The 12,724-nt window shown below is 46.3% G+C and carries 10 protein-coding genes; 5 read left to right on the forward strand and 5 right to left on the reverse strand.

What is annotated here, in order from left to right; all coding sequences use genetic code 11:
* Positions 1-775: 775 nt before the first annotated feature.
* Entirely contained in the window at positions 776-1,648 is an 873-nt protein-coding gene (locus tag P5674_RS19770; RefSeq protein WP_006617841.1) for an alpha/beta fold hydrolase, read from the forward strand.
* Positions 1,649-1,767: 119 nt separating this feature from the next.
* On the opposite strand, the gene recA is transcribed toward P5674_RS19770, so the two are convergent.
* A complete protein-coding gene (recA, locus tag P5674_RS19775; RefSeq protein ID WP_315670216.1) occupies positions 1,768-2,865 on the reverse strand; it encodes a recombinase RecA in 1,098 nt (365 codons plus the stop codon).
* A gap of 197 nt (positions 2,866-3,062) precedes the next feature.
* Complete coding sequence (locus tag P5674_RS19780) at positions 3,063-4,481, reverse strand: NADP-dependent isocitrate dehydrogenase (protein WP_046321032.1); 1,419 nt, start codon at positions 4,479-4,481, stop codon at positions 3,063-3,065.
* 587 nt (positions 4,482-5,068) lie between these two features.
* Between P5674_RS19780 and pckA the strand changes: the two genes are divergently transcribed.
* The gene (gene pckA, locus P5674_RS19785) at positions 5,069-6,790 is read left to right on the forward strand and encodes a phosphoenolpyruvate carboxykinase (ATP) (protein ID WP_006617844.1); all 1,722 of its coding nucleotides are present in this window, start codon (positions 5,069-5,071) and stop codon (positions 6,788-6,790) included.
* A gap of 80 nt (positions 6,791-6,870) precedes the next feature.
* On the opposite strand, the gene P5674_RS19790 is transcribed toward pckA, so the two are convergent.
* Complete coding sequence (locus tag P5674_RS19790) at positions 6,871-7,497, reverse strand: response regulator (protein ID WP_006617845.1); 627 nt, start codon at positions 7,495-7,497, stop codon at positions 6,871-6,873.
* Between the two features lie 190 nt (positions 7,498-7,687).
* Positions 7,688-8,914: a molybdopterin molybdotransferase MoeA gene (locus tag P5674_RS19795; protein ID WP_006617846.1), complete on the reverse strand. Its 1,227-nt coding sequence runs from the start codon at positions 8,912-8,914 to the stop codon at positions 7,688-7,690.
* A 106-nt stretch (positions 8,915-9,020) separates the two neighbouring features.
* Here P5674_RS19795 and cobO point away from each other — a divergent pair, with 106 nt between their 5' ends.
* Positions 9,021-9,635 carry a cob(I)yrinic acid a,c-diamide adenosyltransferase gene (cobO, locus tag P5674_RS19800; RefSeq protein ID WP_006617847.1) on the forward strand — a complete coding sequence of 205 codons (615 nt, stop codon included), beginning with the start codon at positions 9,021-9,023 and terminating at the stop codon, positions 9,633-9,635.
* Positions 9,636-9,659: 24 nt separating this feature from the next.
* Positions 9,660-10,259 carry an urease accessory protein UreG gene (ureG, locus tag P5674_RS19805; RefSeq protein ID WP_006617848.1) on the forward strand — a complete coding sequence of 200 codons (600 nt, stop codon included), beginning with the start codon at positions 9,660-9,662 and terminating at the stop codon, positions 10,257-10,259.
* A gap of 405 nt (positions 10,260-10,664) precedes the next feature.
* Here the strand turns inward: ureG and P5674_RS19810 are convergent, their stop codons facing one another.
* Positions 10,665-12,077, reverse strand: coding sequence for a family 10 glycosylhydrolase (locus P5674_RS19810; protein ID WP_006617849.1), 1,413 nt, complete (start codon positions 12,075-12,077; stop codon positions 10,665-10,667).
* 152 nt (positions 12,078-12,229) lie between these two features.
* Between P5674_RS19810 and P5674_RS19815 the strand changes: the two genes are divergently transcribed.
* Entirely contained in the window at positions 12,230-12,655 is a 426-nt protein-coding gene (locus P5674_RS19815; RefSeq protein ID WP_035736653.1) for a hypothetical protein, read from the forward strand.
* The last annotated feature ends 69 nt before the right edge of the window (positions 12,656-12,724 follow it).

A 12,724-nucleotide genomic window follows, 5' to 3' on the forward strand; every position in this document is an offset into this window, starting at 1 on the left:
AACTGAGAAATCAGGGAGTAGAGAGTAACGGCGATAGCCACCCCCAGTTTTGGAAATCATAACTCCAGGATAGAAGCGGGGAACGGAAGGCGTAGGTCGGAACCTACCTCCTACTCGACCACTGCCAACCATCCATGATTAGGGAAACCGAATGTCCGGCTTGAATCATCGTTAATACGGAGTAGCGAAATAGGTTGAAACGCTGCGTTCAAAAGAACAAGGGGAAAAGTAGGGTATTTATGTCATCACCTACATAGACCTTTAAAAGTACCCCGGTTCTGAGGACAAATCTAAAGATGGAATGCCCGTCGAGACGGAACGTTTTAACCCCTCTAATGCTCTATTGCGAGTTGCACTCGTAGTAGTAGTGAAAAATTTAAGCGTATGCTTAGAGGGTGAAGGATGTGACCATAAGCCAATGCCCAACTGTAATGGTTGGGATATGCCCACAGGTCAGCAGGGTGTGGATATAGATACTGCGATTAGTAGGAGTATAATGGCGAGAGCGAGTTGAAAGACTACGTGCTGCATAAAGCTCAGAACATTGAAGTACGAAAGCGGGGGGTAGTAACTCTGTTCCTATAACAAAAAAGGGTATCCACATCAGGAGCCGTGTGCAGGGAAACTCGCCGGCACGGTTTTGAAGGGGAGGTGATGGAGGTGACTTCATTATCGACCCCTACCAGAGCATGATGTTCAAGCTCTTTGGCAATCCCAAGCTGCTGCTAGTTCTCTAAGAATCGATGTGGTTTGGGGTAGTTTTTTGTGGCAGTATATGACAGGTTTGCAGTCTGGGTGGGAACACCTATATGTTGAAACGAATAACATTCACCTTCATTCTGTAACCCAAGGACAAGGTGAATTGGTTGTTTTGTTACATGGTTTTCCTGAGTTTTGGTATGCTTGGCGTTATCAAATTCCGGCGCTTTCTCGTTATTTTAAGGTGGTTGTGCCTGATTTGCGGGGTTACAATGACTCAGATAAACCGGAAAGTGGTTATGATCTCGATACCCTTAGCCAAGATATCCGAGGATTGATTCAGCGCTTGGGATATGCAAAAGCCCACATTGTTGGTCATGATTGTGGGGGGGCGATCGCCTGGAATTTAGCCCAAAAATTTCCAGAATCAGTTAACCGTTTGGCTATTTTAAACGCACCGCCTCCCCATAGGTTTGTTCAGGAACTTATGGGCAATTTTGATCAAATTCGTCGCAGTTGGTTTGTGTTGGCTTTTCAAGTTCCGGGGGTTCCTGAATGGCTAATTCAGCAAAACTTGAAAGAGTTTATCCGTGGTTTTCTGCGAGAACACGCCATCCGCAAGGGGGCTTTTAGTGCCGAAGAAACGGAAATTTATCAGGCGGCGTTAGAAAAGCCGGGAGTATTGCGATCGGCGATTAATTACTATCGTCAACTCCTGCAACCACCGGGCTTATTTTCCAGTTGGATGCGTCCCACGGAAATCAATGTACCCACATTGGTACTATGGGGAGAAGATGATTCATTTCTGAGTCAGAAACTGGTTGAAGGTTTAGATAAATTGATTACTGCACCTTTTCGACTACAATTGGTTTCGGACTGCGGACATTGGATGCAACAGGAAGTCCCCCAACTGGTTAATCGGGAATTATTGAGTTTTCTCAGGAACTAATGAACTCCTCCCCCTGACTATAGTGGGAGACAGGGGTGGGGAGTGCCGGACTTCAGGGGAGGCAATTAATTGCCTTTTTCCACTGGTTAAAGGGGACTTGATTTAACTAAATTAATGATTTATTCCTCATCAGTATTCTCGTCAATGTCTTCGACATCATGATCATCTGTGTCAGGATTATCATCAAGTTTAACAACAGAGGTGGCTGATACAACTGCACCCCCTGCTAAAGCGGCACGGACTCGTTTATCAATTTCTTCGGTAAATGCTGGGTTTTCCTGCATATAGGTGATGGTGCGATCGCGTCCTTGACCGATATTCTCGTTGTTGTAGCTATACCAAGCGCCCTTACGTTTAATCACTCCGGTTTCTTCTGCGAGGTCAATCAAACAACCGATAGTTGAGATTCCCTGGCCGAAAATAATATCAAATTCAGCGATTCGGAAGGGTGGCGCGACCTTATTTTTAGCCACCTTAACTTTAGCGCGAATGCCATACTCGTCCGAGCCTTTTTTCAGGGTTTGGGTGCGGCGGATATCAAGACGGACCGAGGCGTAGAATTTAAGGGCATTCCCCCCGGTGGTAGTTTCTGGGTTGCCGTAGACAATACCAATTTTTTGGCGTAACTGATTCAGGAAAATAACTGTACAGCCAGATTTACCGATATTTCCGGTAATTTTCCGTAGGGCTTGACTCATTAACCGGGCTTGTAGTCCCATGTGAGAATCCCCCATATCCCCTTCAATTTCAGCACGGGGAACTAAAGCAGCTACCGAGTCTACCACTACAATATCAACCGCTACCGATCGCACCAATTGATCTACTATTTCTAAAGCCATTTCCCCGGTGTCAGGTTGGGAAACTAGGAGGTTTTCAATATCTACTCCCAGGGCGGCTGCATAGGTAGGGTCGAGGGCGTGTTCAGCGTCCACAAAAGCTGCTATTCCGCCAGTTTTTTGGATTTCGGCGATCGCATGAAGCGCCAGGGTAGTTTTACCGGAACTTTCCGGGCCATAAATTTCAATCACCCTTCCCCTGGGCAAACCACCACCTAGGGCTAAATCCAACGTGAGTGCGCCACTGGAGATAGTTTCCACCTTCATGCGGGCGGAGTCTCCTAGGCGGACAATAGACCCCTTACCAAAACTCTTTTCGATTTGGTTAAGGACTGAATTTAGGGCTTTCTGCTTTTCGGAGGTCTCGGTTTTGCTGGCCATTAGCTTTGAATCCTGCTCAGAGTAAAAATTGGAAAAATTGGGGCTAAAAAATAGATCTATGTGATCATCTGACCCTCTACCCCACCCTCTGCTCCCGGCGACAAGCTCAGGGAAGGGGTAGAGGGATTTCCATTTTATGTTAGCAGATGGCTTGTTGCCTATTTTCTGGTTAATAGGCGATCGCCCATTGCTATAGGTTAGAAGTGGCGAATGATAGCTTCGGCGAATTCTGAACACTTGAGGGGTTCAGCCGGAGGTTCCATGAGTCGGGCCAGATCATAAGTTACCTCACGGTTAGAAATCGCCGCCCCCAGACCTTTTTTAATCAGGTCCGCCGCCTCTTGCCAGCCCATGTATTCTAACATCATCACTCCCGATAGGATTAACGAACCGGGGTTAACGCGATCGAGTCCAGCGTGTTTAGGTGCTGTACCGTGGGTAGCTTCAAATACCGCGCAGGTGTCACCAATGTTCGCACCTGGTCCCATACCCAACCCTCCTACCATAGCGGCGGCTGCGTCCGATAGGTAGTCTCCGTTAAGGTTCATCGTAGCCAGGATAGAGTATTCGCTAGGACGGGTTTGGATTTGTTGGAAGATGCTGTCAGCGATGCGATCGTTGACCATAATTTTATCTTTCCATTTACCATTACCGTGACTTTCCCATAGCGCCTCCAGAACCCCCTTCACCTCATCGCAGATTTCTTGGCGTTTTTCTGGGGTCAGCGCATCAAAACCCGGTTCTACCTGGCGCGCGTTATCTTCCAGGGAGATGTCGGGTTTATGTTCTTTGTTGCCGAGGATCCATGATTCTCGTTCAGTGATACATTCTTCGCGAAACTCCGTAGTTGCTAGTTCATAACCCCAGTCTCGGAAAGCCCCCTCCGTGTATTTCATGATATTGCCCTTATGCACCAGAGTCACCATTTGCTTATTTTTGGGGAGGCGCAGGGCGTGTTTAATGGCGCGACGGACTAGCCGTTGGGAACCAGTTTTACTGATCGGTTTAATACCGATACCCGAGTCTAGGCGGATCTGTTTTTTGCCATGTTCCGGGGTAGCCGGAATTAGCTCATTGTTGAGGGTGTCGATGAGTTTTTGGGCGATTTCCGTACCCTCGCGCCATTCAATCCCTAAGTATATGTCTTCTGTGTTTTCCCGATAGATGATCACATCGAGTTGTTCCGGGTGTTTGTGGGGGGAGGGAGTACCAGGATAGTAGCGACAGGGACGGACGCAGGTATATAGGTCATTAATTTGCCGTAGCGCCACGTTCAGGGATCTGATGCCGCCGCCTATGGGGGTGGTTAGGGGGCCTTTGATAGCCACACCATATTCTCGGATTGCCGTCAGCGTGTCTTCCGGTAAATATTGATAAGTGCCGTATTGTTCGCAGGCTTCGTCCCCAGCGTAAATTTTAAACCAACTGATCTGGCGATCGCCGCCGTAGGCTTTGGCCACTGCTGCGTCAATCACTCGTTCTGTCGCTGGCCAGAGGTCTACACCCGTGCCGTCGCCCCGAATGAAGGGAATAATTGGGTTATCGGGAACAATGGGTTCTCCGTCAGAGAAGGTGATTTTCTCGCCTGTATCGGGGGGGGTAATTTTTTCGTACATGATCTCTGTTCTTACTATAAACCTTCAGGTTTCCCTTATTCTGTCATGATTTTTGCCTGCACTCCGCAGCGATCGCCACAGAAATTTATCTTTTCTTTAGAATTACCCCTTCCCAAAGCTAGGGAACATAAACTATGATTGAGGAAATTTCGGTGCTCTATGATGCAAAATCTGCATTCAGAATTATAACTTAAACAAATGCAATAAAAGTACAATTAGCGCTTCCAAAAATTTCACTTCAGAATTAGGGCGATCGGTGTATGATTTTTTTAAGGTGGAGGTAGATCCAACCAAAAACATTGCCAAGCACAACTACCTTCATGCAGATGAGAGCGGGCATTGAGAATCAACACCAAAATCGAAAATATCGTTTCCGAACTTCAAGCTCAAACTTTCCATTGAGGATCAACTTCTAGCTGAGTGTACATAATCTATATATTCACAGGCTAAGTTCGGTGTAGGGGGTTGTTATTAGAGCCACAGTTGTTGGGGTCAGAGTTGTAGGTTACTTAATTAATGTTCCCCAACCACTTCAAAAATAGTTGCCCGTAAATACTTCACTTCAAAACCACTAGAGGTTATCAACTATGGATAGCGTAAATACAGTAGATCGTAGTGATTATCAAAACATTTCAATTCCCAGCCTAATCAATAAAAGATTATCGGACCAAGGACAAGACTTCCCAGTAGCTAACACCGGAAAATATGTCGAACGTCGTCTACAGGGTGATCTCACCTATGGACTAGAAAACCTAGGCTTAAAAAATTTAGGTCATGTCTATCATAATCTACCAGTTCCTATTCTGATTGAACACGCAGTAGCTAGGGGGGAAGGTGTCTTAGCTTCCAATGGTTCCCTTTGCGTAAAAACTGGTAAATATACAGGTCGTTCTCCTCACGATAAATTCATTGTTGAAGAAGCGAATAGTCGGGACGAAATCCACTGGAGTAAAATGAACGTCCCCATTCCTGAAGAAAACTTCGATCGCCTATGTCGGCGGGTACGTTCGTACATCCAAGGTCGCGATTTATATATCTTTGATGGCTTTGTCGGAGCAGATCCCCAGCGTCGTTTTGGTGTGCGGATCATCAACGAGCTGGCATCTCAAAACCTGTTTGTTCACCAACTGTTTATTCGTCCGACAGACGAAGAACTACAAACCCACAATTCTGACTTTACAGTAATTGCAGTTCCTGGACTCCACGGCGATCCCGAAGATGATGGCATCAATAGTGAAGCCTTTATTGTACTTCACCTGTCCAAACGGCTAGTAATTATTGGTGGTTCCAAGTACGCCGGAGAAATCAAAAAATCAGTTTTCTCCCTGATGAATTACTTTATGACCAAAGCTGATGTGCTACCCATGCACTGTGCAGCCAATGTAGATGACGCTGGTAATACTGCCTTATTTTTTGGTCTATCAGGAACCGGAAAAACCACCCTTTCTGCTGATCCAGACCGCTATCTAATTGGGGATGATGAACACGGCTGGTCAGAAGATGGTATCTTCAACTTTGAAGGTGGTTGCTATGCGAAAACTATCGCCTTGTCGCGAGAAAATGAGCCCCAAATTTGGGATGCGATCCGGTTTGGTTCAATGATGGAAAATGTAGTGCTCGATCGCTACACTCGGATTCCCGACTACAATGATGGTAGTTTAACAGAAAATACCCGGGTTGCCTATCCCATTGACTACATTCCCAATGCGGTTATTCCTAGTGTTAGTGGTCATCCCAAAACCATTCTATTTTTGGCTGTAGATGCTTTCGGAGTTCTACCCCCCATCTCTAAACTGACCCGCGAACAAGCGATGTATCACTTTATGTCTGGTTACACCAGCAAGGTAGCGGGAACCGAACGGGGTATCAAAGAACCAGAAGCGACTTTCTCGGCTGGGTTTGGTAAATGTTTCCTACCCTTAGAAGCGGCGATTTATGCTACTTTGCTAGGTAAACGCCTTGCGGATCACCCAGAAACCAATGTATATTTGGTGAATACTGGCTGGTCTGGTGGTGTTTATGGAGTTGGCAGTCGTGTTCCCATCAAATACACTCGCGCCTTAGTGTCGGCGGCGGTGAATGGAGACTTGGATAATGTGAAATTCCATGAGCATCCGATCTTCAAGATTTGGGTTCCTGATGCTGTACCAGGAGTTCCGACCGAAATTCTTGATCCGGTGAAAACCTGGTCTGATTCCCAAGAGTATGAAAAACAAGCGAAACAATTGGCTAAGTTGTTTGTGGACAACTTCAGTAAATATGTGAATGTACCAGAGGAAGTAACCGCCGCTGGTCCCCTTGTCGATTAATCAAGGATTGGGGGATAATTCCCCCAATACCCTATTCTCAGGTCTGAAAGTAGGTCGCGGCGTTGTCGTCGCGATTGAAATCATACTAAACCCGATCGCAAAGCGACTACAGCAACCATTACCCGGTCATCAACGGCTAATTTATTCATAATCCCCCGAACATGAGTTTTAATAGTGTTAGGACTTAAATAAAGAGCCTCAGCAATTTCTGGGTTACTCTTACCTTCTACCATAAGTTTAAGCACCTCTAACTCGCGGGGGGATAAGGTACCCAAGTTGGTTTGGGGTGTGGGTGGCTTGAGGTGTTCCATGACCACACGAGCAACTTGAGGATCTAGATAGGTTGCACCTTCATAGGCTGCCTGTATTGCTACAATCAAACTATCAACACTAGCTCCCTTAACACAATAAGCATCAGCGCCACTAGAAAGGGAAGCAAGTACCTCCGTCTCTGCTGTGTGGGAAGTGAGCATCACGACTCTGATTTCTGGTAGGATTTCTTTAATCTGTTTGGTAGCTGCAATGCCATCAAGGCGAGGTAACCCGATATCCATAATCACAATATCAGGTTTTTTCTCTTTGGCGGCTTCTACGCCTAAATAACCATCTTCAGCAATACCAACTAGGGTAATATCTGGACAGTCTGATAAGACTTGCTCTAACCCTAGTTGCATCATAGGATCGTCTTCAACAATTAGAACGCGCATTATTGTTCACAGGAATGTTATAATAGCAGATTAGTCAACAGTTAACCAAGCCTAGGCTGGGCTAACAGTTTAACAGTTAAGGATGACGGCGGAAACTATAGTCAATATAATATTGGCGATTAGTGTTGATACTTCCCCGTTCAATGAGAGATGTAAGGGGGGTCCTGTGAAACCAAGCAGACCGAAAATCTCAACGGACTTTGAGAATTTGGACAAATTCCCCGGCTTGAGTGCAGGTCTGACCGACTGGAAGCATAGCGAGGGCGTTGGTTTGGGCGAGGTTAATCAGGTTTCCAGAGTTTTGACTTCCTGGGGCGAGGATAAATTGGGTTTCGCCATTGACCGATCGCAGATTTCCCCAAAGGTAGGTTTCTCGCTTACCCCCCGATCGCAATTCGGTTGACGATCGCACTGGCCACCACTCTGGTCCCCAAAACTCACCCGCGAGTCCGCTTCGTTTTTTCAAAGCCGGTTGGACAAACCGCCAGCAGGTGACTAAGGCTGACACGGGGTTTCCGGGTAAACCAAAATACAAACAATTGGGAAAGGTCGCGAAGGTGAGGGGTTTTCCGGGTTTGACGGCTACTGAGTTGACCAGAATTTCCCCCCCAAGGTCAGCGAGAATTTGACCAACATAATCATAATCCCCGACGGACACTCCCCCGGTTGATAATACTATATCAGCGGTGAGTAGGGCTTTGGCGATCGCAGTTTTGAGGGCTTGGGGTTCATCGGGAATAATCCCTAAAATAAGGGGTTCTGCGCCCATTTGCATCACCCAACTAGCTAAAGCATACTGATTAGAGTCTACTAGCTTTCCTGGGGCTATGGGATGCTCTGGGGGGATTAATTCATTCCCGGTTGATATCAATGCTACCTTGAGTTTAGCATAAACTGGGACCGACACACATTTGGCGGCGGCTAAAACTGCGATTTCTGCAACTCCTAAGCTAATTCCCGGAGGTAGCAGAGGGTCTCCGGCGCGACTATAGGACCCCTGATGACGCACAAAGGCTCTCAGTTGGGGGGTGGTTAGGATTTTGATGCGATCGCCATCAGGTTGGGTATCTTCCTGAATTACAATGGTATCAGCCCCAGGAGGTAAACAGGCTCCGGTAAAAATGCGCGCGGCTTGTCCGGGGGCGATGGTTTTTTGGGGACAATATCCGGCGGGTATTTCTTCTATGACTTCCAAGGTAACAGGATGTTCGGCGCTACTGTGGGCGACATCAGCATAACGGACAGCATAACCGTCCATGGCGGAGTTATCCCAGTGGGGGAAGTCTAATTCACTGGTAATCGGGGCGGCGAGAATGCGTCCGGTAGCCTCGGATAATTTGACGAGTTCTATATGTTGTTGGTGGGGTGGGGCTACTTGTTCTAAAATAATTGCTTCTGCGGCTTGGGCTGATAACATACAATCTCACCATGGGGATTTATGGGTTTTCCTGTCAATACTCTATAGCAGCTTTAGCCGCCTCTATGCTAGAGTTAATCATATCTTACTCAGTGATGCGATCGCTATGGAAACTACGGGTTTGACGGCGGAACAACACCGCCAAAAAATGCAGCGCCGCAAGGAAATTCAAGACCAGCGGGTAGCTGATAGACAGGTGGAAAAGGGTTTGATTATTGTCAATACTGGCAATGGGAAGGGTAAAACTACGGCTGCTTTGGGGATGGTTTTACGATCGCTTGGTCATGGCTATAAGGTGGCGATCGTCCAGTACATCAAGGGCGCATGGGAACCAGCAGAAAAGGCGGTTTTCAGTCTCTGGCCGGAACAATTACAGTTTCATGCTTTGGGGGAAGGTTTTACCTGGGAAACTCAAGACCGCGATCGCGATATCCAAAGGGTTCATGAAGCCTGGAAACTTAGTCTATCTTTAATTGAAAATCCTGAGATTAAGTTAGTCCTTTTAGATGAAATTAATATTGCGATAAAATTGGGATATCTCACTGTAGAAACGGTTTTGGAGGGTTTGGACAAGAAACCTCACGACTCCCATGTGATTTTGACGGGTCGTGGGGCTCCCCCTAGTTTGATAGAACGGGCGGATCTGGTTACGGAGATGACTTTGGTTAAGCATCCTTTCCGGGAACAAGGGGTTAAGGCTCAACCGGGTATCGAGTTTTAAGTTATCTATAATCAGGGGAATTTAATGAGTCCTTTTCGAGTGGGAATTGCTGGACCTGTGGGGTCGGGTAAGACGGCTTTACTTGATGCACTGTGTAAAGCCTTGCGCGATCGCTTTCAAATGGCTGTGGTTACTAATGATATTTACACCCAAGAAGATGCTCAGTTTCTGATGCGATCGCAAGCCTTAGAAGCCGAGAGAATTATCGGCGTGGAAACGGGAGGCTGTCCCCATACCGCTATCCGTGAGGATGCTTCGATTAATCTTAGTGCTATTCAAGAGTTGGAGTCTACTTTTCCTAATTTGGATGTGGTGTTTTTAGAGAGTGGTGGCGATAATTTGGCGGCGACTTTTAGCCCGGAATTGGTCGATTTAACTCTCTATGTTATTGATGTGGCGGCGGGTGATAAAATCCCCCGCAAAGGTGGACCGGGAATTACTAAGTCGGATTTATTGGTGATTAATAAGATTGATTTAGCTCCCTTTGTGGGGGCGGATTTAACCGTCATGGAAAGAGATACTAAAAAGATGCGCGGAAATAAACCTTTTGTCTTTACTAATCTCAAGGAAAAGCAAGGATTAACTACTATCCTCGATTTTATTCAGTCTCATATCATTAACTGACCAAACCTTAATATCTATACCACATCACAGACACCTATAGGCGATCGCCTCCCCCCTATTATTGGCTCAAAAAGTTAAGTTTTGCTAATACTTCCAGCCAGATAATTTTGATGTTCCGAACGACATTAAGAATTAATAAGTTTTTATTGAAAATAGCTCGCAAAAGGTTGACGAAATCATAGGGGTTCTGGTATCCTAGAATAAATCGCACCCAAGGGATTACTGTGTCTATACGCAAAAAAAGGCGCTGAAACCCTTATTATAGCGCCCATACAAATATTTTCTGGCTAAAAAATATAATTCACGAATCACGAGTTTTGGGTAAGTAAGGGACGGCCAAAAATCGACCTCTTGACAAAAACGACATTTTGTGCATATCCCCAACCAACCCAGAATTGAAGTCGGTTAGCGAATAGAGGCGCGAATAGCAGGTTGAGGAAACATAGACTCAAAACTATGCTGTCGTTCTGCGAGGGGTTCGGCGGCGTGGTCCCAGAGACTTTCATAGAAAAAGAAAGCGACACCGAATTGGCGATCGCGGGCGGCGCGAACCTTGGACTGGATGAAATTGATAGGAACTGGTCTAGTTCTCAAACCGGTGAGAATACCAACGCCGGTAGAAATCTTGTTTTGTGCGGCTTTCATTTCCGGGCGGTTCAACTCAGTAATAAAAAAGTCCAATTCATCCCGATAAACCTGCACGACCAACTCATCAACAAGACCATCTCTAACCCAAGTAACCCAATCCTGTAAATGACCGTTATAGGCGATATGATAAGGGTTGGGACTAACGGAAATAATGCTATGAGGTTTTTTGGCTTTAATAGCGCGGTGCAATTGTCTCATAAAAGCGGTGATTTTATTAGCACGCCAACGCACCCAGGCGGGGTCTTGGGGGTTACTAGGTGGGGTGCGATTAGTCTCTCTTTGATAAAGAGAAATGGTATAAGGGTCATATCCAAATGCACTAGGTAAACTGGTATGGTCGTCAAACTGTACGCCATCAATATCGTAGTCTGTAACGACCTCTACAATTAAATCAGTCATAAACTTCTGGACTTCTGGGTGAAAGGGATTTAACCAAACCACTTCCCCGGCGGCGCTCATGGAAGTTTTAGTTCCATTTTGCTGTTGAGTGAGCCAGTTGGGATGTTTTAAAGCTAACTCGGAAGTGGGGGGAGCCATAAAACCGAACTCAAACCAAGGAAGCACTAATAAGTTATGACGATGAGCGCGTTCAATTAAATCAGCGAGCATATCTTGTCCTTGGAAACCTCGGCGGACAAAAGGCTGAATTCCTGCTTCTTTAACTACAGAACTTTTATAGGTGACATAGCCAGAGTTCCAAACCACTGGATAAATTGTGTTAAAATTGAATCGGGCGAGTTTGCTGACTGCTTCTTCGAGTCTAGGCTGATTCATTAACACATCTGTATCATTGGTGGTCATCCAAACGCCGCGAATTTCGGTTTTGGGAATTTGGGGAATGGGTGGGGGGGCGATCGGCGGTTCGGGAACTGGTGGAGGTATATCAGGAACTGGTGGGGGTGTAATGGTTTCCTCAATAACTGGTGCGGGAGGAGGCGTGATGGTTTCCTCGATAACTGGTGCGGGAGGAGGTGCAATGGTGGGCTGTGGCGGCTCTAGGGGTAGGGGTTCATCAAGAATTTCTGGGGGAAGTAGGGGTAAGTCGGAGGGGGTCGGTGGTGTCCGAAAAGCTGGCGGGAGTGCGATCGCTGGAATTTGTATGACAGCAATTAGGCTGACCAAAAATAAGGCAATGAGGAAACTGGTTTTTTTGACCAAGGTTGATTTCATGGTTGTAGTTTGGAGCAAACGATATTAAGTTAGTTAAGCTAAATTGATGTGATGGTTATAATTGCACTTTCGGGAGTTTAGCAGAAAATTGGAGGTCTGGGATCTAATCTCAAGGCATAGCTGCTAATTTGATAATTTGAGGAGGATTTGAGATGATGGCTAATTTTTCGAGACTATTGTGGCTCCTACCAATTGTGACTATTACGGCTGGGGTCGGTTCTGATGGCATAGCGATCGCCTCTAATGGAACTATACAAGAAAATGCGATCGCTCAACGGCGGCTCAGGGCTCCCTTTTTTGAGGAAACCCAAGACCCTGGGTTTACTAACACTTTTCTTGGGGATGCTTTAGGGGGTGTTGCTAACCCCTTAGAGAGTAGTGGTGGTGATAGCGTAGAAACCATTAACATGGGATCTGATTCCCTACAGACCATACAAAACAACGTCAATAGGAGTCGGGGAGACTTGAATGGCGGTCTATCTCCTGGTAACGGAATTGATTCTAGAGTAACTCCAGGTAATGGCAGAATACCCACAGGTAGAGGTATTTTTAGGTCTTTACCCCCTTCTAGTCGCTAAAAATTAATTGATAATAAACCATGATGTAGGGGCGGGTTCTGGTGTCAATCTTCAATTCCCAGCGACAAT

Origin of the sequence: Limnospira sp. PMC 289.06 (assembly GCF_032350395.1) — a bacterium.
Taxonomy (GTDB): domain Bacteria; phylum Cyanobacteriota; class Cyanobacteriia; order Cyanobacteriales; family Microcoleaceae; genus Limnospira; species Limnospira platensis.